Source organism: Sphingomonas chlorellae, assembly GCF_056485145.1.
Map to the genome: position 1 here is coordinate 161,105 of NZ_JBQXXM010000003.1, position 21,042 is coordinate 182,146.

Annotated in this window: 19 protein-coding genes, 2 tRNA genes, 1 other RNA gene and 1 pseudogene; 14 read left to right on the plus strand and 9 right to left on the minus strand. The window is 65.8% G+C overall.

All coding sequences use genetic code 11. The features are described from left to right. Window positions 1-79: 79 nt before the first annotated feature. Both ACT3CF_RS09530 and ACT3CF_RS09535 read right to left on the minus strand, forming a co-directional pair. Window positions 80-2,107 (minus strand): 3-hydroxyacyl-CoA dehydrogenase NAD-binding domain-containing protein, encoded by a 2,028-nt coding sequence (locus ACT3CF_RS09530; RefSeq protein WP_478422202.1) that lies wholly within the window; start codon window positions 2,105-2,107, stop codon window positions 80-82. 97 nt (window positions 2,108-2,204) lie between these two features. After that, window positions 2,205-3,428 (minus strand): serine hydrolase domain-containing protein, encoded by a 1,224-nt coding sequence (locus tag ACT3CF_RS09535; RefSeq protein ID WP_478422204.1) that lies wholly within the window; start codon window positions 3,426-3,428, stop codon window positions 2,205-2,207. Window positions 3,429-3,644: 216 nt separating this feature from the next. Here ACT3CF_RS09535 and ACT3CF_RS09540 point away from each other — a divergent pair, with 216 nt between their 5' ends. The 4 genes from ACT3CF_RS09540 (at window position 3,645) to ACT3CF_RS09555 (ending at window position 7,043) form a co-directional block, all read left to right on the plus strand. Then, on the plus strand, window positions 3,645-5,348 hold the full coding sequence (locus ACT3CF_RS09540) for a class I adenylate-forming enzyme family protein (RefSeq protein ID WP_478422799.1): 1,704 nt from the start codon (window positions 3,645-3,647) through the stop codon (window positions 5,346-5,348). 181 nt (window positions 5,349-5,529) lie between these two features. Beyond that, the gene (locus ACT3CF_RS09545; protein WP_478422206.1) at window positions 5,530-6,735 is read left to right on the plus strand and encodes an AI-2E family transporter; all 1,206 of its coding nucleotides are present in this window, start codon (window positions 5,530-5,532) and stop codon (window positions 6,733-6,735) included. 46 nt (window positions 6,736-6,781) lie between these two features. Next, window positions 6,782-6,858 (plus strand) — tRNA-Asp (locus ACT3CF_RS09550). Between the two features lie 108 nt (window positions 6,859-6,966). Further along, window positions 6,967-7,043, plus strand: a tRNA-Asp gene (locus tag ACT3CF_RS09555). Between the two features lie 118 nt (window positions 7,044-7,161). Here ACT3CF_RS09555 and ACT3CF_RS09560 read toward each other — a convergent pair. The 5 genes from ACT3CF_RS09560 to ACT3CF_RS09580 form a co-directional block, all read right to left on the minus strand. Continuing rightward, complete coding sequence (locus ACT3CF_RS09560; protein ID WP_478422207.1) at window positions 7,162-7,371, minus strand: DUF2842 domain-containing protein; 210 nt, start codon at window positions 7,369-7,371, stop codon at window positions 7,162-7,164. Next, the gene (locus ACT3CF_RS09565; protein ID WP_478422208.1) at window positions 7,368-7,922 is read right to left on the minus strand and encodes a 5-formyltetrahydrofolate cyclo-ligase; all 555 of its coding nucleotides are present in this window, start codon (window positions 7,920-7,922) and stop codon (window positions 7,368-7,370) included. The genes ACT3CF_RS09560 and ACT3CF_RS09565 overlap by 4 nt, the downstream gene beginning before the upstream one ends. Window positions 7,923-7,959: 37 nt before the next feature. Then, a non-coding RNA gene (gene ssrS / locus ACT3CF_RS09570) (6S RNA) lies at window positions 7,960-8,118 on the minus strand. 66 nt (window positions 8,119-8,184) lie between these two features. Next, the gene (gene zapA, locus ACT3CF_RS09575; protein ID WP_478422210.1) at window positions 8,185-8,496 is read right to left on the minus strand and encodes a cell division protein ZapA; all 312 of its coding nucleotides are present in this window, start codon (window positions 8,494-8,496) and stop codon (window positions 8,185-8,187) included. Next, the gene (locus ACT3CF_RS09580) at window positions 8,496-8,816 is read right to left on the minus strand and encodes a hypothetical protein (RefSeq protein WP_478422211.1); all 321 of its coding nucleotides are present in this window, start codon (window positions 8,814-8,816) and stop codon (window positions 8,496-8,498) included. Before ACT3CF_RS09580 ends, zapA begins: the two co-directional genes overlap by 1 nt. 102 nt (window positions 8,817-8,918) lie before the next feature. Between ACT3CF_RS09580 and tkt the strand changes: the two genes are divergently transcribed. From tkt to ACT3CF_RS09595, 3 genes are all read left to right on the plus strand, one after another. Beyond that, window positions 8,919-10,829, plus strand: a complete 1,911-nt coding sequence (tkt, locus tag ACT3CF_RS09585) for a transketolase (protein WP_478422800.1) — start codon at window positions 8,919-8,921, stop codon at window positions 10,827-10,829. A 16-nt stretch (window positions 10,830-10,845) separates the two neighbouring features. After that, complete coding sequence (gene gap / locus ACT3CF_RS09590) at window positions 10,846-11,853, plus strand: type I glyceraldehyde-3-phosphate dehydrogenase (RefSeq protein WP_478422213.1); 1,008 nt, start codon at window positions 10,846-10,848, stop codon at window positions 11,851-11,853. 88 nt (window positions 11,854-11,941) lie between these two features. Beyond that, window positions 11,942-13,132 (plus strand): phosphoglycerate kinase, encoded by a 1,191-nt coding sequence (locus tag ACT3CF_RS09595; RefSeq protein WP_478422215.1) that lies wholly within the window; start codon window positions 11,942-11,944, stop codon window positions 13,130-13,132. A gap of 64 nt (window positions 13,133-13,196) precedes the next feature. Here the strand turns inward: ACT3CF_RS09595 and ACT3CF_RS09600 are convergent, their stop codons facing one another. Continuing rightward, window positions 13,197-13,706, minus strand: a complete 510-nt coding sequence (locus ACT3CF_RS09600; RefSeq protein ID WP_478422217.1) for a TlpA family protein disulfide reductase — start codon at window positions 13,704-13,706, stop codon at window positions 13,197-13,199. Between the two features lie 225 nt (window positions 13,707-13,931). Between ACT3CF_RS09600 and ACT3CF_RS09605 the strand changes: the two genes are divergently transcribed. Continuing rightward, window positions 13,932-14,846, plus strand: a complete 915-nt coding sequence (locus ACT3CF_RS09605; protein WP_478422219.1) for a class I fructose-bisphosphate aldolase — start codon at window positions 13,932-13,934, stop codon at window positions 14,844-14,846. Between the two features lie 11 nt (window positions 14,847-14,857). On the opposite strand, the pseudogene ACT3CF_RS09610 reads toward ACT3CF_RS09605, so the two are convergent. Further along, window positions 14,858-15,652: pseudogene (locus tag ACT3CF_RS09610) on the minus strand (DUF72 domain-containing protein). Between ACT3CF_RS09610 and thiE the strand changes: the two are divergent. The 6 genes from thiE (at window position 15,651) to mazG (ending at window position 21,026) form a co-directional block, all read left to right on the plus strand. Further along, window positions 15,651-16,343, plus strand: coding sequence for a thiamine phosphate synthase (gene thiE / locus ACT3CF_RS09615; RefSeq protein WP_478422221.1), 693 nt, complete (start codon window positions 15,651-15,653; stop codon window positions 16,341-16,343). The pseudogene ACT3CF_RS09610 and the gene thiE overlap by 2 nt on opposite strands. Before the next feature lie 68 nt (window positions 16,344-16,411). Beyond that, a complete protein-coding gene (metG, locus tag ACT3CF_RS09620) occupies window positions 16,412-17,953 on the plus strand; it encodes a methionine--tRNA ligase (protein WP_478422222.1) in 1,542 nt (513 codons plus the stop codon). After that, window positions 17,950-18,729 carry a TatD family hydrolase gene (locus ACT3CF_RS09625; protein ID WP_478422223.1) on the plus strand — a complete coding sequence of 260 codons (780 nt, stop codon included), beginning with the start codon at window positions 17,950-17,952 and terminating at the stop codon, window positions 18,727-18,729. Before metG ends, ACT3CF_RS09625 begins: the two co-directional genes overlap by 4 nt. Window positions 18,730-18,744: 15 nt before the next feature. Next, the gene (locus ACT3CF_RS09630; RefSeq protein WP_478422225.1) at window positions 18,745-19,527 is read left to right on the plus strand and encodes an MBL fold metallo-hydrolase; all 783 of its coding nucleotides are present in this window, start codon (window positions 18,745-18,747) and stop codon (window positions 19,525-19,527) included. A 2-nt stretch (window positions 19,528-19,529) separates the two neighbouring features. Next, the gene (locus ACT3CF_RS09635; protein WP_478422802.1) at window positions 19,530-20,204 is read left to right on the plus strand and encodes a retropepsin-like aspartic protease family protein; all 675 of its coding nucleotides are present in this window, start codon (window positions 19,530-19,532) and stop codon (window positions 20,202-20,204) included. Window positions 20,205-20,252: 48 nt separating this feature from the next. Next, window positions 20,253-21,026 carry a nucleoside triphosphate pyrophosphohydrolase gene (gene mazG / locus ACT3CF_RS09640; protein ID WP_478422227.1) on the plus strand — a complete coding sequence of 258 codons (774 nt, stop codon included), beginning with the start codon at window positions 20,253-20,255 and terminating at the stop codon, window positions 21,024-21,026. The last annotated feature ends 16 nt before the right edge of the window (window positions 21,027-21,042 follow it).

Genomic DNA, 21,042 nt, shown 5'->3' on the forward strand with positions numbered 1-21,042 from the left:
GCCGGCTGGGCCTTTGCCTCTTGTCGGACGACGCGATGATGGACTGCCCCCTTCCCACGACGGAAGGGGGCATGCCCGGTCACTTGTTGAAGCGTTCGCCCTTTTCCGCCTTTTCACGGAGCAGCGGCGCGACGTCGAAGCCGTATTTTTCAAGACCTTCGACGATCTTCTTGAGCCCTTCGCCATCGGCCCAGAACATGGGGCCGCCGCGGTAGGGAGGCCAGCCATAGCCATAGACCCAGACGACATCGATGTCGCTCGCGCGCTGTGCCATGCCCTCGGCAAGGATGAGCGCGCCCTCGTTGACCATCGTGTAGAGCGTGCGGACGACGATCTCCTCCTCGGTCACCTCGTGCTGCGGCACGCCGAGCTTGCCGCGCCATTCCTCGATGATCTCGGCCACGCGCGCGCTGTTCGACGGCGTCCGCTTCTCGTCATAGTCGTAGAAGCCTGCGCCCTTCTTCTGCCCCCAGCGGCCTTCGGCGGCGAGCGCGTCGCGGATATTCTCGATGCGCGTGGGATCGCGGTGCCAGCCGATGTCGACGCCGGCGAGGTCGGCCATCTGGAACGGCCCCATCGGCATGCCGAAAGCGACATGAACCTTGTCGATCTGTTCCGGCGTCGCACCTTCGAGCAGGAGCTGGTTTGCCTCGACCTGGCGCGGCATCAGCATGCGGTTGCCGATGAAGCCGTAGCAGACGCCCGCGATCACGGCGACCTTCTTGATCTTCTTCGACAGCGCCATCGCGGTCGCCAGCACGTCGTCGGCGGTCTTGGCGCCGCGAACGATCTCGAGCAGCTTCATCACGTTCGCCGGCGAGAAGAAGTGCAGCCCCAGCACGTCCTGCGGACGGCTGGTGACGGCCGCGATCTCGTCGATGTTGAGATAGCTGGTGTTCGAGGCGAGGATCGCACCCGGCTTGGCGATCTTGTCGAGCCGGCCGAACACGTCCTTCTTCACGTCCATGCTCTCATAGACGGCTTCGATGATGAGGTCGCATTCGGCAAGGTCGTCGAAGTTGAGCGTGGGCTTGAGCAGCCCCATCGCCTTTTCGACCTGTTCGGTCGTCAGCCGGCCCTTGGCCGCGGTGGCTTCGTAATTCTTGCGCATCGTCGCGGTGCCGCGGTCGAGCGCCTCCTGCGCCATTTCCACGATCGTTACCGGGATGCCGGCCGACAGGAAATTCATGCTGATGCCGCCGCCCATCGTGCCGGCACCGATCACGCCGACGCGACGGATGTCACGCAGCGCGATGTCGTCGGCGATGCCGTCGATCTTCGAAGCCTTGCGTTCGGCGAAGAAGATATGGCGCAGCGCTGCCGACTGCTTGCCCATGATGAGCTTCATGAAGCCCATGCGTTCGGCCTGGACGCCCTCGGCATAGGGCTTGGCGATCGTCTGTTCGACGACGCTGATGATTTCGGCCGGCGCGTCGAGCCCGCGGAAACGCTTGGCGTTGGCGGCGCGGAAGCCGTCGAACACGCCCGCATCGGCGACGACGGTCTTTTCCGAGGTGCGCGGCAGCGGACGGGCAGCGGCGACTTCGTTGGCGAAGGCGACGGCGTCGGCAAGCAGGCTGTCCTCGCCCGCCAGACGATCGATCAGCCCCGCGTCCTTTGCCTTGGCGGCGGGGATCGGGTCGCCCTTGGTCATCATGTCGAGCGCGGCTTCGACACCGATCACCCGCGGCAGCCGCTGCGTGCCGCCCGCGCCGGGAAGGATGCCCAGCTTGACTTCGGGCAGGCCGAACTTCGCCGACGGAACGGCGATGCGATAGTGCGCCGCGAGCGCCACCTCACAGCCGCCGCCGAGCGCGGTGCCGTGGACGGCCGCGATCACCGGCTTGTCGAGCGCCTCGATCTGATCGACGAGCACCGGCAGCGAGGGTTCCTGCATCGGCTTGCCGAACTCGGTGATGTCGGCGCCGGCGAAAAAGGTCTTGCCGGCACAGGTGATGACGACGGCCTTGATGCTGTCGTCGTTCTTCGCCTGTTCGATGCCAGCCTGAAGCCCCTGACGCACCGCCGCGCCGAGCGCATTCACCGGCGGGTTGTCGGAGGTGAGGATCAGGACATCGCCCTGACGACTGGTGGTAATCACGGACATTATCGAACTCCCTCGTTCGTCTTTCCGGCATGCGCCGGGATGGTGTGAGATATGGTTTGAGATGGTGTGACCCGCAGCAGCGGGGTGGGCGCCGGGCTCATTGCGTCAGTGCCGCGTAGATCAGCGTCTTGAGCTCGCGCCGGATCGGATAGAGCATCGACGGCGAGAACTGCGTCATGAACACCATGCTGATGCGTTCGACCGGGTCGACGAAGAAGGCGGTCGAGAACATGCCGCCCCAGTAGAACTCGCCGGGCGAGCCGGGGATCATCGTCTTGGCCACGTCCATGTTGATCGCGAAGCCGAGGCCGAAACCGGTGCCGGCATTGGTCGCCTCGCTGAACAGCGCACGCGACAGGCTGGTCAGGTCGCGGCCGCCCGGAAGGTGGTTGATCGTCATCAGCTCGATCGTCTTGGGCGACACGAGCCGTGTGCCGTCGAGCGCGCCGCGATTGAGCAGCATGGTGTTGAAGCGGTGATAGTCGAGCGCCGTCGAAACGAGCCCGCCGCCGCCCGAGAGCAGCCGCGGGAAACGCGACCAGGCCGAAGCCTCCCCGCGATCGTACATCACCCGACCCTCGCCCGGCTTCATCGTCCAGCAGTCGGCCAGGCGGTGCACCTTGTCCTCGGGTACCTGGAAGAAGGTGTCGTCCATCGCCAGCGGGGCGAAGATGCGCTCGGCGAAGAAGCGGTCGAGCCGCTGCCCCGAAAGCCGTTCGACCACCGCGCCGAGCACGTCGGTCGACACCGAATAGTTCCATTCCTCGCCAGGCGAGAATTCGAGCGGCAGCTTGCCGAGCGCCGCGACGAACTCGTCGAGCGTCAGGTTGCCGTGCCAGCTTTCGATCCGGCCTTCGCGATAGGCGGCGTCGACATTGGTGCGGTTCTGGAAGCCATAGGTCAGCCCCGAGGTGTGCCGCAGCAGGTCGATCATCCGCATCGGCTGCGCCGTGGGCCGCGTGGCGAACGGAACGCCGGCGCCCCCGCCGGCATAGACGCCGAGGCCCTTGAACTCGGGCAGGACGTGATGAACCGGCGTGTCGAGCGCGACCAGCCCTTCCTCGACCAGCATCATGAAGGCGATGCTGGTGATCGGCTTGGTCATCGACGCGATGCGGAACAACGTCGTCTCGTCGACCGGAGCCCCGCCCTCGCGTGCGGCGCCCTGATGCGAGAAATGCACGACCGCGCCGTCGCGTGCGATCAGCAGCTGGGCGTGGGGAAGGCGCCCCGAGTCGAGGTAGCGTTGCTTGACGAACGCGTCGATGCGGGCAAGCCGCGCGGCATCGAATCCGTAGCGTTCGGGCGGTGCGATCGTCATGCGGCGGGCATACCTCTCTTTCGAATCCTTCTCCGCCGGGCTTGGCCGACTTGGCCCCATTCTATTGCCTTGAGCGCGCTTTTAATCAACAGTAACGTTCGAGTCCGGAGAGAGCGAAAACGCCAAACCCGACTTTCGGAAACGAAAAGCCATGCAGCTTAGGAGAGACAGGTGCAGCTTGAACCGATCGTGCCGATCGATCCCGATTGGCCGAGGATGTCGCTCGACCAGGTAAGGTCGATCCTCACCGCGCCCGGCGCGCGTTTCGAAATGGAGACGGTCGAGATCCGCGGCGTCCCCACACGGGTCTGGAAGAACGCGCCGCCGAGCCTGCGTGTGCTCGCCCAGCTGGCGCGGGGGTGGGGAGAGCGGACCTTCACCGTCTATGAAGGCGAGCGGGTCAGCTATGAAGCGACCTATCGGGCGACCGTGGCGCTGGCGCACCGGCTGCTGGCGGCGGGGATCGGCAAGGGCGACCGGGTGGCGCTCGCGATGCGCAATCTGCCCGAATGGCCGGTCGTCTTCTTTGCCGCAGTGAGCATCGGTGCGATCATCGTGCCGCTGAACGCATGGTGGACCGGCGCCGAGCTGGAATATGGGCTGCGCGACTCGGGCGCCAAATTGCTGGTCGTCGACGGCGAACGGCACGAGCGGCTCCGCCATTGCTATGATCGCATGCCCGCGCTGGAACAGGTCGTGGTGGCCCGTGCGCTGGGTCCGGTGGATGCGGGCGCGGTGACGCTCGACAGCTGGGTTGGGGATAGCGGCGCATGGGCGACGCTGCCCGACCAGCTTTTCCCCGATTGCGACATCGCCCCCGACGACGATGCCGCGATCTTTTACACCAGCGGCACGACCGGACATCCGAAGGGGGCGATCGGCTCGCACCGCAACTTCATCACCAACATCTTCACCAGCGCCTATGTCTCGGCGCGCACGGTGCTTCGTCGCGGCGAGATGCCGCCCGAAATGCCCGAGCCGAAGGTGATGCTGCTCGTCATCCCGCTGTTCCACGTCACGGCGTGCAGCGCGGTGATGATGGGGTCGATCGCGACGGGTTCGTCGCTGGTGATGATGCGCAAGTGGGACGTCGAGGGCGCGATGGCGCTGATCGAGCGCGAGAAGGTGCAGTTGACCGGCGGCGTTCCGACGATCGCCTGGCAGCTGATCGAGCATCCGGCGCGCAGCCGCTATGACCTGTCGAGCCTCGACACGATCGCCTATGGCGGCGCCCCGTCGGCGCCCGAACTGGTACGGCGGATCCACGAAGAGTTCGGCGCGCTGCCCGGCAATGGCTGGGGGATGACCGAGACGACCGCGACCGTCACCAACCACCAGGGCGAGGAATATCTGACGCGCCCGACGAGCGCCGGGCCGCCCGTGCCGACGGCCGACCTGAAGATCATGAGCGTCGACGGCACCACCGAACTGCCGCTGGGCGAGGTCGGCGAACTGTGGGCGCGGGGGCCGATGGTGATGCGCGGCTATTGGAACAAGCCCGAGGCGACCGCCGAGACCTTCATCGAGGGCTGGGTGCGCACGGGCGACCTTGCGCGGCTCGACGAGGAGGGGTTCCTCTACATCGTCGACCGGGCAAAGGATATCGTGATCCGGGGTGGCGAAAACATCTATTCGTCCGAGGTCGAGGACGTGCTTTACGCCCATCCCGCCGTCACCGACTGCGCGTTGATCGGCATTCCGCACAAGACGCTGGGCGAGGAGCCGGCGGCGGTGGTGCACCTCGCGCCGGGAATGCATGCGAGCGAGGAAGAGCTGCAGGCGTGGGTGCGCGCCCGGCTGGCGGCCTTCAAGGTTCCGGTGGCGATCCGGTTCGTGAAGGAAGTGCTTCCGCGCAACGCCAACGGCAAGATCCTGAAGAAGGAACTGCACGCGCTGTTCGCCGAGGAGGTCGCGGCCTGAAATCCGCGATCGGTGCCGGGCGCCTGCGAATCGGGTGCCCGGCGCGTTTTCCGACCCGATTCGCGATCGTTTTCGCTCTTCCTGTCCAAAAGTGATTCGCGCCCCGAATCGGCGCTGATTCGGGCCCGGCGACATTGCCGTCCGCCGGGGGGCTGCCTACTATGGCGGCAAGGGGAGTATCGTGGACGAACGCACCGGACGATTTGAGGAAGACGCAGCGTCGGCCGCCGCATTGGCCGAAGCCGAGGACGCGCATGAGGCGGGCCGGCGCGACCGGTTGATGGCGGCGATGACGCTGATCCTGGGGGCAGGGCTGTTGCTTGCCTTGCCCTTTGCGTTGCAGGCAGGCGCACCGTTTTTCCTGCCGCTCACGGCGGCGCTGGTGATCGCGATCGCGCTGGTGCCGCTGCTCGAATGGCTGGAGCGTCATCGCGTGCCCGCGCCGCTGGCGGCATTCATTTGCGTGCTGCTGTTCCTGACGGGCGCCAATGCCGCGCTCGTTTCGATCGTCGTCCCGGCGTGGCAGTGGATCCAGCGGCTTCCTGAAAGCGTGCCGCAGATCCAGCACAATATCGAACCGCTGATCCGTTTCTATGCCAATCTCGAACAGTTCGTGGACAAGACGCTGCGCAATTTCGCGACGGCGCCGATCCGTCAGCCCGAGGCGATCACCGCGCCGCCGCCGCGATCGCTGATCGACCTGCTGACGACCTCGGCCCCCTCGGCGCTGATCGAAATGTTCTTCGCGATCCTGGTAATCTATTTCTTTCTCTCCGGCTGGACGCGGCTTCGCCAGCGCGCGATCACCAGCCGTGCGAGCTTTGGCGGCGCGATGGCGACCGCACGCGTCATCCAGGACGTCGTCGACGACACCTCGGCCTATCTCGGCACGATCACGCTCATCAACCTGTCACTGGGGCTGATCGTCGCGGGCGCGCTGTGGATGCTGGGCATGCCGTCGCCGCTGATGTGGGGCGGCATCGTCGCGCTGCTCAACTACATCCCCTATATCGGCCCGGTGATGGCGGCGATCCTGCTGGGCGTGGGCGGGCTGATGAGCTTTGCCGACATCGGCACGGCGATGGTTCCCGCGGCGATGATGATCGGCGCCCACCTGATCGAGGCGAACGTCGTGACGCCGTTGATCGTCGGGCACCGGCTAACGATCAGCCCGATCCTGATTCTCGTCTCGCTGTCGTTCTGGGGATGGGTGTGGGGCACGACGGGCGCGTTGCTGGCAGTGCCGCTGCTCATCATCGTCCAGACGATCGTGGATGCCGCCGGCAAGCCCGATATCGCCGGTTTCCTGTTCGAACATGGCGCGCTGGTGCGCGATCCCGCTGATCTGAAGGGACATCGTCGACAAAGTCGTGATCAATCCGGTTGACAGGCGTTCGAGGCACGGTTAGTGGGCGCCTCCTCGCTTGGAACGAGCGGGTGTAGCTCAGTTGGTTAGAGCGCCGGCCTGTCACGCCGGAGGTCGCGGGTTCGAGCCCCGTCACTCGCGCCACGCGCTGCCCCAGGAGGGTGGTGCTGGCCCTGCGGAAACCCCGATGGGGTACCGTGGAATCGTCGGTGAGGCCGTGCGGCCGGTCTGCCGCAATCTCGCTTGGCTCAAGCGGGTGTAGCTCAGTTGGTTAGAGCGCCGGCCTGTCACGCCGGAGGTCGCGGGTTCGAGCCCCGTCACTCGCGCCATTCGGCGCACCGCCGCAATGGCCCCGACCGGTTCATCACGAAAGCCGGTCGCTGCCTGACTTCACGATCACGTTGCGGCGTTTCCCGGCCCCCGCAGTTCAGCGTCGCACGACGACGTTCAGCCGCGCCAGCGACCGGTCTCCATCCAGCGCAGAAGCGGCTTGAGCGGCAGGATCCAGACGATCCCCAACACGACATAGAAAGCCAGCTGGACCAGCACGGGCAGCCGTCCGAGCGGCCCCGAAAAACTGGCGACGCCGACGATCCACACCGCGATCAGCGTGAGGATCGCGAGCATGCCCACGGGCTTGCGCCAGTTCGGCTTCAACTCTCCTTGTGACAAATCACTTCCTTTTCGGTGACGATGAAGTGCAGCGGCACGTCCCAGATGTCGGCCGGGACCGCGGGCACCTCCTGGACCGACCATGCCACGCCGATTCGCAACGCATGGTCGAATCGGGCGAAGGCCCGGTCATAATAGCCCGCGCCCTGGCCCAGCCGGTTGAGCCGCCGGTCGAAACCGACGAGCGGCGTCAGGATGATGTCGGGGACGAGTTCCGGACTGTCCGCCGGCGGCTGGCTGAGTCCGAACGGACCGGGCTCGAGTGCTCGCGCGGGATCCCATGCCAGGAAGCGCATCGGCATCGAGCGGCGGACGACATGCGGCAATGCAAGCCGGCAACCGGCATCGGCCGCCGCCGCAGCCAGCAGCGACGGGTCGGCCTCGCTCCCCATCGGGCAATAGGTCGTGACGACGAGGTCGGGCCTGAACAGGGCGCCAACCGCCTCGGGCACCAGAATCGCGCGCATATTGTCCGCAGCGAAGCGATCGCGTTCGGCGCGCAGATGGGCGCGCAGGGCCTGCTTGTCGCGTATCATCGCGACGTCCGGTGCAATGCGGACAACGGGGCGGGGTGGCGGGACCGCCATGGCCGTTTGCCTGAATATCCACCGACGCACAGCACGTCAGGTGGGAACCATGTGTGACAGACCAGGATCTGCACAGGGACAGCTCCCATGGATGAAGAGTATAGCCTCAGGGATTATTGCCAAGGCTCGTACCGGGCAGTGCCCGCCGTCGACCTATTTAGGGGCGCCGGCGCGCGGGCGCAACCGGCGGCAGCCGCTGGCGGGATCGAAGTCAGATGCCCGAATCGGCTTCGAGCATGGCGGCGACGCTTTCCAGGCGATCGGCGATCCGTTCGAGCAACGCCTCCGACACCACGCCTTCCGGTGCGGCAGGCGGATTGCGTTCGGCGCTGTCGACCATGTCGGCAAGGATCAGCGCAAGATAGACAAGCGTTCGCTCGGCGCTGGCACCACCGGCGGCGCGCAGCGCAGCGGCGGCATGCGCCTGCAACAGCGATTCGAGGTGCTGGAGATGCGGCACATCCTCATCGCGCGCGGCGATGGGATAATTGCGTCCGGCGATGTTGATGACGAGTTCGGCCATCAGTTTGCCTCCCCGGCATCGTCGGGCAAATCGTCCTGCTCGTCAGAAGCGATTGCCGCGGCCTGCCTGTCCTCCGCAATGAGGTGATCGAGCGCCGCGAGCGCGTCCTGCACACGGTCGCGAAGCACCGCATGACGGCGCGCGAGTCGTTCGGTGGCATAGGCGCGTTCAGCGGCGGCGGCTTCGATGCGCGCCAGCGCTCGTTCGATGCGATCGGCTGGGTTTTCGGACATTCCTGGCGCCGGATAGGCCCGCCCCGTCGCGCCCGCAACCCCCGTCGCGGTACGCGGTGGCGCGAGTCGGTTGACGTGCGGCGTCAAGGCTCGCAAAGGCGACCGCGAACCGAAATTCCGCCATCCGGGGGTAACAGAAACGTGTCCGCATCCTTCACCGACTGCGCCAATGCGATCCGGGCGCTCGCAATGGACGCTGTCGAGGCCGCCAATTCGGGCCATCCCGGCATGCCGATGGGCATGGCCGATGTCGCGACCGTGCTGTTCCAGCGCTATCTGAAGTTCGATCCGGCCGACCCGGCCTGGCCCGATCGCGACCGTTTCGTCCTTTCGGCAGGACACGGTTCGATGCTGCTCTACAGCCTGCTGCACCTGACCGGCTATGCGCGGCCGACGATCGAGGACATCAAGAACTTCCGCCAGATCGGCAGCCCGTGCGCCGGTCACCCTGAGAATTTCGAGTTGCCCGGCGTCGAGGCAACGACCGGGCCGCTGGGGCAGGGGATCGCGATGGCGGTGGGCATGGCGATGGCCGAACGCCATCTCAATGCCCGCTTCGGCGACGCGCTGGTCGATCACCGTACCTGGGTGATCGCGGGCGACGGCTGCCTGATGGAAGGCATCAACCACGAAGCGATCGGCATCGCGGGGCATCAGAAGCTCGGCCGCCTGATCGTGCTGTGGGACGACAACAACATCACCATCGACGGCGCGGTCTCGCTGTCGTCGAGCGAGGATATCCCGGCGCGCTATGCGGCGACGGGCTGGCACGTCGTTGCGTGCGACGGGCATGACGAGGCGAGCATCGCCGCCGCGATCGACGCCGCGATGGCTGACCCGCGGCCCTCGCTCGTCCGCTGCCGCACGGTGATCGGCAAGGGCGCGCCCAACAAGCAGGGCAGCTCGAAGGTCCACGGATCGCCGCTCGGCGCCGATGAGGTGGCGGCCGCGCGGCAGGCGCTTGGCTGGTCCTATGCGCCGTTCGAAATTCCGCAGCCGATCCGCGACGCGTGGACGGCCGCCGGGCAGCGCGGCGCCGAACCCCGTGCGCGCTGGGCCGAACGGCTGGCCGCCGATCCGGCGCGTGTGACCTTCGAAGCGGCGATGGCGGGCGACGTCGACGATGCGTGGCTGGGTGATTATCTCGCCGGCCTGATCGCGGCGCCGCAAAAGGTCGCAACCCGCAAGGCGTCCGAAATGGCGCTGGCGGCGATCAACGCCGCCGTACCGACGACGATCGGCGGATCGGCGGACCTCACCGGTTCGAACAACACGCTGACCAAGGGGATGGGGACGTTCGAGCCCGCCAATTATGGCGGTCGTTATGTCTATTGGGGCATCCGCGAATTCGGGATGGCCGCCGCGATGAACGGCATGGCGCTCCACGGCGGCGTCGTGCCCTATGGCGGCACGTTCCTTGTGTTTTCGGATTATGCGCGCGGCGCGATCCGGCTTTCGGCGCTGCAGCATGTGCGTGTCGTCTATGTGATGACGCACGACTCGATCGGGCTGGGCGAGGACGGTCCGACGCATCAGCCGATCGAGCATGTGATGAGCCTGCGGCTGATCCCCAATCTGGAGGTTTATCGCCCGTGCGACGCGGTCGAGACCGCCGAGGCTTGGGCGCTTGCGCTTTCGCGCAAGGACGGTCCGGCGCTGCTCGCGCTGTCGCGTCAGAACCTACCGCAACTGCGCACCGACGCCGGCGAGAACCGTACGGCCAAGGGGGCCTATCGCCTCATCGCGGCCGAGGCGCCGCGCAAGGTGGTGCTCGTCGCGACAGGCTCTGAAGTCGAGATCGCCGTCGAGGTTCGTGCGGCGCTGGAAGCGCAGGGCATCGGCGCCGACGTCGTGTCGATGCCGTGCTGGGAACGGTTCGACGCACAGGATGCGGCCTATCGCGCCGACATATTGCCCGCCGACGTTCTCAAGGTCACGATCGAGGCGGGGACCACGATGGGCTGGGAGCGTTATGCCGGCGACGGCCTGCGCTTCGGCGTCGACAGCTTCGGCGCGTCGGGGCCGTATCTGCGCCTTTATGAACATTTCGGGCTGAGTGCTGCGGCAATCGTTCCGCAGGTCATCGAACGCCTTAGCTAAGCAGGAGAAGAGGGACATGACGAAGGTTGCGATCAACGGGTTCGGGCGCATCGGCCGCTTGGTGGCGCGCGCGATCCTGGAACGTCCCGAGAGCGGGCTGGAACTGGTGACGATCAACGATCTCGCCGACGCCAAGTCCAATGCCTGGCTGTTCTCGCGCGATAGCGTCCACGGCAAGTATCCGGGCACCGTCAAGGCCGACGGCAACGACATCATCGTCGACGGCAAGCGCATCAAGGTGACCGCCGAGCGCGATCCCGCGAACCTGCCGCACAAGGAAAACGGCATCGACATCGTCCTCGAGTGCACGGGCTTTTTCACCAAGCGTGAAGATGCCCAGAAGCACATCGACGCGGGTGCCAAGAAGGTGCTCATCTCGGCGCCGGGCAAGAATGTCGACCTGACCGTCGTTTACGGCGTCAACCACGACAAGCTTGAGGCCGGGCACACGATCGTTTCGAACGCTTCGTGCACCACCAACTGCCTTGCGCCGGTGGCGAAGGTGCTCAACGACGCGATCGGCATCGAACGCGGTCTGATGACCACGGTGCACGCCTATACCAACGACCAGAAGATCCTCGATCAGATCCACAGCGATCTGCGTCGCGCACGCGCGGCGGCGATGTCGATGATCCCGACGACCACGGGCGCTGCGCGCGCGGTGGGCGAGGTGCTGCCCGAACTCAAGGGCAAGCTCGACGGTTCGGCGATCCGCGTGCCGACCCCCGATGTCAGCCTGATCGACCTGACCTTCACGCCGGCGCGTGAAACCACCAAGGAAGAGGTGAACGCGCTGCTGAAGGCGGCTTCGGAGAGCGGCCCGCTGAAGGGTATCCTGGATTATACCGACGAACCGCTCGTTTCGATCGACCTGATGCACACGCCCGTCTCGTCGACGGTCGACAGCCTCGAGACCGCCGTGATCGACGGCAAGCTCGTCCGCGTCGTCAGCTGGTACGACAACGAATGGGGCTTCTCGAACCGCATGGTCGATACCGCTTCGGCAATGGCGAAGCTGGGCTGAACAGGCTGAGGCAAGGCGCCGCCGCTCCGGGATGCCGGGGCGGCGGTCTTTGCATCGGCAGGCTTGGGCGCGAGACAAGGGAACGATGATGGCGCGCAACTTCAAGACGCTCGACGACATGGGTGATGTGGCGGGCAAGCGGGTGCTGGTCCGCGAGGATCTCAACGTGCCGATGGCCGAGGGGCGCGTCACCGACGACACGCGCCTGCGCGCCGCGGTGCAGACCGTGGCCGAACTGGCCGACCGCGGTGCGCGCGTGCTGGTGCTGGCGCATTTCGGGCGTCCCAAGGGGCAGCCGAACCCGGAGATGAGCCTGGCGCAGCTCGCCGAGCCGTTCGCAGCGGTGCTGGGACGTCCGGTTCGGTTCATTCCCGACGCCGGTGCCGTGGATGCGGTGAACGCGTTGCAGGACGGCGAGATCGCGTTGCTCGAGAACACGCGCTTCGATGCCGGCGAGGAGAAGAATGCGCCGGAGACGGTCGAACGCTTCGCCGCGCTCGGCGATCTTTACGTCAACGATGCCTTTTCGGCGGCGCATCGTGCCCATGCCTCGACCGAAGGGCTGGCGCATCGGCTGCCGGCCTTTGCCGGGCGGCAGATGGAGGCCGAACTCGACGCGCTCGACAAGGCGCTCGGCAATCCCGAGCATCCGGTCGCAGCGGTGGTGGGCGGTGCCAAGGTGTCGACCAAGCTCGACGTGCTCAAGCACCTGGTCGACAAGGTCGATCACCTCATCATCGGCGGCGGTATGGCCAACACCTTCCTGGCGGCGCGCGGGGTCGATGTGGGCAAGTCGCTGTGCGAGCATGATCTGACCGCAACGGCGGAAGCGATCCTCGACGCGGCCGACGGCGCCGGCTGCACTGTCCATCTGCCCTATGACGTCGTCGTCGCGACCGAATTCCGCGCCAATCCGCCGGTGCGGACGGTCAATGTCCACGAGGTCGGCGCCGACGAGATGATCCTCGATATCGGGCCGGCCGCGGCCGAGGCGCTCGCCGACGTGCTCAAGACCTGTCGCACGCTCGTCTGGAACGGTCCGCTCGGGGCGTTCGAGATTCCGCCGTTCGACGCGGCGACGGTCTCGCTGGCCCGCACGGCCGCGGCGTTGACGCGCGAAGGCTCGCTGGTTTCGGTCGCAGGCGGCGGAGATACGGTTGCGGCGCTCAACCAGGCTGGGGTCGCCGATGATTTCAGCTTCGTTTCGACCGCCGGGGGAGCCTTCCTCGAATGGATGGAAGGCAAGGAACTGCCCGGCGTGGCGGCACTCGCCCGCTAAAGGCTAACAATCCTGGTCGGCCGGGCGGGGCAGGGCGAAAGCCGACCCCGCCCGGCATGCCCATTCAGGCTGGACGCGGCTCCTTGAGCAGCGGCACCAACTCGCGGTTGAGCGCATCGAGATCGAATGCCGCCGCCTTGGCGTAGCGGAGTATCCCTGCGCGATCGATCACATAATTGGACGGCACGGCATTGTCGATCGGACCATAAGGCCCCTTGATCTTGCGGGTCGGCTGGATCGACAGCATCTCGAACAGCTTCTTGAGCTTGAAAAGCGGCGCCGAATCGTCGGTGGTGAGCGCATAGACGCGCAGGCCGTGCGCCCTTTGCGCTGCATAATAGCCGTTGAGCAGCGGCAGTTCGGTACGGCACGGGCCGCACCAGGTCGCCCAGATATTGAGCACCACGACGTCGCCACGCATCTCGGACAGCTTGACCGTACTCCGATCCATCAGTGTCAGTTCAGCCTCCGGGGCAGGTTTTCCGACGATCGGCTTTGAAGTTCCCGCGAACGCCGGCAATGCCGGCAACAACAATCCCGCGCTTGCCTGAAGCAGATTTCGCCGGTTCCACATGATTCCACTTCCCCCATTCGTCCGCCGACAAGCTATTGTTCTGTATGCCGCGGTCAATCCCCGTGGGCGAGAGATGGATCGCCGGAACTCCTGGTCGCACGAACCATTCGTTGCGACGGCGGCCAATTAGTTTTGACCGGCAGCAATTGGGCAACGTTGTCAGCCTTTCCTCGCCAGGACGGGCGCGATAGGGACCCGCTCGACATCATCATTAAGAGGAACATCATGGGCATCACGCCGGCCATCAAAGCGATCCTCGCCAATTACGAATCGGACAATCCGGGGGTGAAGGCGAACCTCGCCCGCATCCTGATGCACGGCCGCCTCGGCGGCACCGGCAAGCTGATCATCCTGCCGGTCGACCAGGGATTCGAACATGGTCCGGCGCGAAGCTTTGCGGTCAATCCCGACGCCTATGACCCCCATTATCACTATCAGCTCGCCGTCGACGCAGGGCTCTCGGCTTATGCCGCGCCGCTCGGCATGCTCGAAGCGGGGGCGGACAGCTTTGCGGGGCAGATCCCCACGATCCTCAAGGTCAACAGCTCGAACAGCTGGGCGACCTCTATCAACCAGGCGGTGACCGGTGGCGTCGACGATGCGCTGCGGCTGGGCTGCTCGGCGATCGGCTTCACCATCTATCCCGGCGCGGACGACGTGTTCGAGATGATGGAGGAGATCAAGGAGATGCGCGCCGAGGCCGCTTCGGTCGGGCTGGCGACGGTGATCTGGTCGTATCCGCGCGGCGGCAAGCTGTCGAAGGAAGGCGAACTGGCGCTCGACGTCGGCGCCTATGCGGCGCACATGGCGGCGCTGCTGGGCGCACACATCATCAAGGTGAAGCTGCCGACCGATCACATCGAGCAGAAGGATGCGCAGAAGGCCTATGAAGGACTGGATCGCTCGACGCAGGCGAAGCGCGTCGAGCATGTCGTGAAGTCGTGCTTCAACGGCCGCCGCATCGTCGTCTTCTCGGGCGGCGCGGCCAAGGGGGCTGACGCCGTCTATCAGGACGCGCGCGATATTCGCGACGGCGGCGGCAACGGCTCGATCATCGGGCGCAACACGTTCCAGCGTCCGCGCGACGAGGCGATCGCGATGCTCGACAAGCTCATCCGGATCTACAAGAACGAAGAGTAAGCACTTCTAGATCAATGCTTCTTTCCTTTGGGTGCTGCGGCCATTTCCCCAGGAAGGCATGCAAGGCTCCCAGTGAGCAATCGGCGGAGGCGCTGTGCATCGCACACGGCGTCTCCACCGATATCGTTGTTGAAGAACGTCCATGCGCTTCTTCTCGCATGTACCTGATGTTCCAGCCATAACGCGGCATCGCGAAGCGCTCGCGCCGGATAGCGCCCCCGATAGTCCCCGGCCGGCCCGTGGAAACGCAGATAGGCGACCTTGCCCATCGCAATGCACGGCGCCCGCGACCCGGGCATGTCGTGTACGCACAGGCTCGCCCCATGCGCGTCCAAGAGGGCGAAGACGGCATCGGCGTACCAGCTTGCATGCCTGAATTCAAAGACATGGATCGCATCGTCGGGAAGCAATGCAAGGAAGTCGGCCAATCGCGCATCGTCGCGGCCGAGGCTGGGCGGCAATTGATAGAGGATGGGGCCGAGGGCGGCGCCGAGGTAACGAAACGCCTAGATCATCCGCGCGACCGGCTCGGCGCCGTCCCGAAGCCTTTTCGCCTGGGTGAGATAGCGATTTGCCTTCAGCGCGAACTGAAAGCCGTCGGGGACGGCATGACGCCAATCGAGCAGCGTTGACGGCGAGGGCAGACGGTAAAAGCTGCTGTTGACCTCGACCGCGCCGAAATGGTGGGCATAGAAGGGCAACCAGCGCTTGACCGCAAGCGCCTCGGGGTAGAAGGCGCCGCGCCAGTGACGGTAATTCCACCCCGATGTACCGATATGAACCCTCGCCTGACCGGAGTGCGCCATGACCCTTCCCGATGATGACCTAGACACCGAGAACGCGCTGGAGGGCTTTTCGGATCGGTTCGAGCGCGATGATCGTCGACCGCCCTGCCAGCTCTACCTGATCTCGCCGCTCGACGTGACGGGCGGCTTTGCCGATCGGCTCGCACGCGCGCTCGACGCCGCGCCGGTGGCGGCGTTCCAGTTCCGGGTAAAGGGCGTCGACCAGCACGAGGCAGCCCGGCTGGCCGAACCGCTGCAGCGGATTTGCGCCGATCGCGAGGTCGCGTTCATCGTCAACGACAGCGTCAGTCTCGCCAAGCGTCTGGGCGCAGACGGCGTCCATCTTGGCCAGGAAGACGGCGATGCCCGCGAGGCTCGCGCAGCGCTGGGGCCGCAGGTGCAGATCGGCGTCACCTGCCACGACAGCCGCCACCTGGCGATGGAGGCGGGGGAAGCGGGCGCCGACTATGTTGCCTTTGGCGCCTTTTATCCGACCAGCACCAAGGAAGTGCGCCATCATCCCGAACCGTCGATCCTGTCATGGTGGTCGACGCTGTTCGAGATTCCCTGCGTCGCAATCGGCGGGATCACGCCCGACAACGCCGCGCCGCTGGTCGCAGCCGGCGCCGACTTCCTGGCGGTTTCGGGCGCGGTATGGGGCGGCGACGAGGCGGCGGCAGTCCGCGCCTTTCATGCGGTACTGCAAGGCTGACGCGTGGGAAGGGGCGCCGCCGAAGCGCCCGGTTGCCCCGGCGGGCGACGCGGCCTAAAGCCGGGCGCATGGCGAACCCCTTCTATCTCACCACCGCGATCCACTATCCCAATGGCCGTCCGCATATTGGCCATGCCTATGAGATGATCGCGGCCGACGCGATCGCGCGCTTCCAGCGCCAGCAGGGTCGCGAAGTCCTGTTCCAGACCGGCACCGACGAGCATGGCCTCAAAATGGTGCAAACGGCGCGTGGGCGCGGCATGACGGCGCGCGAACTCGCTGACGAAATGTCCGGCTATTTCCATGAGATGGCGGACAAGCTTGATATCAGCTACGATCGCTTCATCCGGACTTCGGAGCCGGAGCACCATGCGGCGAGCCAGGCGATCTGGAAAGCGATGGCGGCGGCGGGCGACCTCTATCTCGACCGTTACGAGGGCTGGTACTCGGTTCGCGACGAAGCCTTTTACGAGGAAAAGGAACTCGTCGAGGGCGAGGGGGGCCAGAAGCTTTCGCCGCAGGGCACGCCCGTCGAGTGGACGACCGAGGAGACGTGGTTCTTCCGCCTTTCGAAATACCAGCAGCCGCTCCTCGACTTCTACGCCGCCAACCCCGACTTCATCCGTCCGGAGGGGCGTCGCAACGAGATTCTGCGCTTCGTCGAGGGCGGTCTGACCGACCTGTCGGTGAGCCGCACCAGCTTCGACTGGGGCGTGCCGGTGCCCGACAGCCCCGGTCATGTGATGTATGTGTGGGTCGACGCGCTCACCAACTATATCACCGGGGCAGGTTATCCCGCCGATCCCGAACGGTTTGCGCGGTTCTGGCCGGCCGACCTTCACCTGATCGGCAAGGACATCGTCCGCTTCCACGCCGTCTATTGGCCCGCCTTCCTGATGTCGGCGAAGCTTGCGCTGCCGCGCCAGGTATTCGGCCACGGCTTCCTGCTCAACCGCGGCGAGAAGATGTCGAAGTCGGTCGGCAATGTTGTCGATCCGATGCAACTTGCGGAACTCTATGGCGTCGATGCGCTGCGCTACTTCCTGTTGCGCGACGTCAGTTTCGGTCAGGACGGCACGTTCAGCGACGAGGCGATCGTGACGCGCGCCAACGCCGATCTCGCCAACAGTTTCGGCAACCTCGCACAGCGCACGCTGGCGTTCATCGCGAAGAACCTTGAAGGGGCGTTGCCCGACGCCGGCCGCGCCGACACGGCTGATGCGGCATTGCTGGCCGAGGTCGATACCGCGTGCGCCACCTTCCGCGTGGCGTTTCAGGACCTGGCGCTCGCGCATGCCCTCGAAGGCTGGATGACGGGCGTTTTCGCGTGCAACCAGTATATCGATGCACAGGCGCCCTGGGCGTTGCGCAAGACCGATCCCGAGCGGATGCATGCGGTGCTGCGCACGCTGGTGCGCGCGATCCGTCAACTCGCGGTGACGATCGAGCCGGTGATCCCCGGTTCGGCCGGCAAGCTGCTGGCGCTTCTCGGCTACGCCGCCGAACAGGGGGATGACTGGTACGATCAGTTGGCCGCGGCGGGCTATCGCATCCCGACGCCGACGCCGATCTTCCCGCGGCTCGAACTGCCGGTGAAGGAAGAAGCATGAAGCTGGCCGACAGCCATTGCCACCTGAACTACAAGGGGCTGGCCGAGGATCAGCCTGCGGCGCTTGCGCGTGCGCGCGAGGCCGGCGTGGTGGCGATGCTGAACATCGCGACGCGCGAATGCGAGTGGGACGCGATCGTCGCGACCGCCGAACGCGAGCCCGACGTGTGGGCGAGCGTCGGCATTCATCCGCATGAGGCCGACGCGCACCCGCAGATCGACACTGCCCGGCTGGTGGCGCGCGCCGCGCACCCGCGCGTCGTCGGGATCGGGGAAACGGGGCTCGACTATTTTTACGATCATTCCGATCGTGATCGGCAGAAGACGAGCTTTCGCGCCCATATCGCGGCGGCCCGCGAGACGCAGTTGCCGCTGATCGTCCACACGCGCGACGCCGAAGCAGACACCGCCGAAATCCTTCGCGATGAAATGGGGAAGGGGGCCTTTCCCGGCGTGATCCATTGTTTCACCGCGAGCGATGCGTTTGCTGCAATCGCGCTGGAACTCGGTTTCTATATCTCGATTTCGGGGATCGTGACCTTCCGCAATGCCCATGCACTTCAGGCGACCGCCGCGCGCTTGCCCCTCGATCGGCTGCTGATCGAAACGGACGCGCCGTTCCTCGCGCCGGTGCCGCATCGGGGGAAGACGGGCGAGCCGGCCTTTGTCGCCGACACGTGCCGCTTCCTCGCGAGCTTGCGCGGCGAAACGCCGGAAAGCCTTGCCGAGCGTACGCGCGACAATTTCCATCGGCTGTTTGCGAAGACGCTGGGCTGAGATGGCTGGGCTGAGATGACGGCCGGCAGCCTGTCGCTGCGTATCCTGGGATCGGGGACGTCGTCAGGCGTGCCGCGGATCGGCAACGATTGGGGCCGATGCGATCCCACCGATCTCCGCAATCGGCGCACGCGCGCCTCGGTGCTGGTCGCATCGGCGACAACGCGCATCCTTGTCGACACCAGCCCGGACATGCGCGAGCAGTTGCTGGCTGCCGGCGTCGCTGATTTCGATGCCGTGATCTGGACGCATGACCATGCCGACCACTGCCACGGCATCGACGATTTACGCCAGGTCATGCACGCGCGCGACGGCGTTCCCGTGCGCGGGCTCGCGCGCCCGTTCACGCTCGACCAGTTGCAGCAGCGCTTTGCCTATGCGTTCCATGGCCGGGCAGGGTATCGGCCGACGATCGCCGCCGAACTGTTGCCCGACACGCTGACGATCGGCGATATCACGATACGCGTTGCCGATCAGCCGCATGGCGGGATCACTTCGGCCGGGCTGCGTTTCGAACATGCCGGCCGTGCGATCGGCTACGCCACCGATTTCCACGACATGACGGACGCGATGCGCGCGCTCTATTCGGGCCTCGACCTGTGGGTCGTCGATGCGCTCCGGCGTGCGCCCCATCCCACGCATCCGCATCTCGAGGCGGTGCTTGACTGGATCGCGGCCTTGCAGCCGCGCCGTTCCGCGCTTGTTCACATGGACAATTCCATGGACTATGCCGAACTGGCCGCGTCGCTGCCCGCGGGGGTAGAGCCGGGGCATGACGGTCTGGAGTTCATCGTTTGAACATGCCCGAAGGCGTCGACGCGATCCGGATGATCTGGCTGGTCGTCGCGCTCGTCATCGTCGGCAGCGCGCTTTTCGCGAGGCGTGTGTCGCTCGGCTTCCTCGTCCGGTCGATCCTGGGCTGGCTTCTGCTGATCGCCGGCGCCACCTTTGCCGTCACGCATCGCCACGCGCTTGCCGGATTGTTCGAGCGCGCGTCGGCAACGCTCGGGGCCGATGAGCAGCAGGTCGATGGTGGAGTCGTCCGGATCCGTATGGCCGACGACGGGCATTTCTGGGCGAAGGTTCGGATCAACGGCGTTCAGCGTCGCATGCTGATCGATAGCGGTGCGACAATCACCGCCATCTCGGCGGCGACTGCCGATGCCGCCGGGATCGAGGCCGGCGGCGCGTTGCCGGTGATGATCGAAACCGCGAACGGAACGGTGCCGGCATCGCGTGGGCGCATCGATCGGTTGTCGATCGGTTCGCTGTCGACGCGCGATCTGGGCGTGGTCATTTCCGACCGTTTCGGGCCGCTCGACGTGCTTGGCATGAATTTTCTGTCGCGGCTGCACAGCTGGCGGGTCGAGGAGAATGTGCTGATCCTCGAACCGCGCCGCGACGGTGATGCCGGGAAGCGGGCGAACGGCCACCAAGGGGCACAGCCGACCGATGATAAAGGTGGCGATAATTAACATAATGCAGATTATCGGAACGATGGCCGCTACTTTTGGGATGCATGCATGACGATGTCCACGACGCCCCCCGACATCCAGCGGATCGTCGCGATCATGGCGCGGCTGCGCGATCCGCAACGCGGATGCGAATGGGACGTCGCGCAGGATTTCTCGACGATCGCGCCTTACACGATCGAGGAAGCCTATGAGGTCGCCGACGCCATTGCCCGCGGCGACCTGCGTGACCTGAAGGACGAACTGGGCGACCTGTTGCTCCAGGTCGTGTTTCACAGCCGGATGGCCGAAGAAGCCGGCGCCTTCGCGCTCCAGGACGTGATCGATGCCATCAGTGACAAGATGGAGCGTCGTCACCCGCACATTTTCCGCGGCGCGGCCGAGGGCGGCCATCACCTCTGGGAAACGATCAAGGCCGAGGAACGCGGTCAGCGCGATGCAGGCGGAGCACTCGACGGCGTCGCACTGGGGTTGCCCGCGCTTCTTCGGGCGGAAAAGCTGCAGAAGCGCGCCGCACGCGTCGGCTTCGACTGGCCGGACGCAGCGGGTGCGCGGGCCAAGGTCGACGAAGAGCTTGTCGAGGTCGAAACCGCGCCCGATGCCGAAGCGCGCGCCGAGGAGATCGGCGATCTGTTGTTCGCGGTTGTGAACTGGGCGCGCAAGCTCGGGGTTGAACCCGAAGCCGCATTGCGCGCCGCCAACGGCAAGTTCGAACGTCGTTTCCGCGCAATGGAATCGGCCGCCGGCGAAGAATTCGCCGCGCTCGACCTCGATGCGAAGGAGGCATTGTGGCAGGCGGTCAAGCGGGACGAACGGCACGCCTGACAACGCAAGGAGCGCC

Coding starts and splice junctions, on each gene's coding strand:
- ACT3CF_RS09530 (WP_478422202.1), bottom strand. CDS start 2,107: ATGTCCGTGATTACCACCAGTCGTCAGGGCGATGTCCTGATCCTCACC.
- ACT3CF_RS09535 (WP_478422204.1), bottom strand. CDS start 3,428: ATGACGATCGCACCGCCCGAACGCTACGGATTCGATGCCGCGCGGCTT.
- ACT3CF_RS09540 (WP_478422799.1), top strand. CDS start 3,645: ATGTCGCTCGACCAGGTAAGGTCGATCCTCACCGCGCCCGGCGCGCGT.
- ACT3CF_RS09565 (WP_478422208.1), bottom strand. CDS start 7,922: ATGATACGCGACAAGCAGGCCCTGCGCGCCCATCTGCGCGCCGAACGC.
- zapA (WP_478422210.1), bottom strand. CDS start 8,496: ATGGCCGAACTCGTCATCAACATCGCCGGACGCAATTATCCCATCGCC.
- tkt (WP_478422800.1), top strand. CDS start 8,919: ATGGACGCTGTCGAGGCCGCCAATTCGGGCCATCCCGGCATGCCGATG.
- gap (WP_478422213.1), top strand. CDS start 10,846: ATGACGAAGGTTGCGATCAACGGGTTCGGGCGCATCGGCCGCTTGGTG.
- ACT3CF_RS09595 (WP_478422215.1), top strand. CDS start 11,942: ATGGCGCGCAACTTCAAGACGCTCGACGACATGGGTGATGTGGCGGGC.
- ACT3CF_RS09600 (WP_478422217.1), bottom strand. CDS start 13,706: ATGTGGAACCGGCGAAATCTGCTTCAGGCAAGCGCGGGATTGTTGTTG.
- ACT3CF_RS09605 (WP_478422219.1), top strand. CDS start 13,932: ATGGGCATCACGCCGGCCATCAAAGCGATCCTCGCCAATTACGAATCG.
- thiE (WP_478422221.1), top strand. CDS start 15,651: ATGACCCTTCCCGATGATGACCTAGACACCGAGAACGCGCTGGAGGGC.
- metG (WP_478422222.1), top strand. CDS start 16,412: ATGGCGAACCCCTTCTATCTCACCACCGCGATCCACTATCCCAATGGC.
- ACT3CF_RS09625 (WP_478422223.1), top strand. CDS start 17,950: ATGAAGCTGGCCGACAGCCATTGCCACCTGAACTACAAGGGGCTGGCC.
- ACT3CF_RS09630 (WP_478422225.1), top strand. CDS start 18,745: ATGACGGCCGGCAGCCTGTCGCTGCGTATCCTGGGATCGGGGACGTCG.
- ACT3CF_RS09635 (WP_478422802.1), top strand. CDS start 19,530: ATGCCCGAAGGCGTCGACGCGATCCGGATGATCTGGCTGGTCGTCGCG.
- mazG (WP_478422227.1), top strand. CDS start 20,253: ATGACGATGTCCACGACGCCCCCCGACATCCAGCGGATCGTCGCGATC.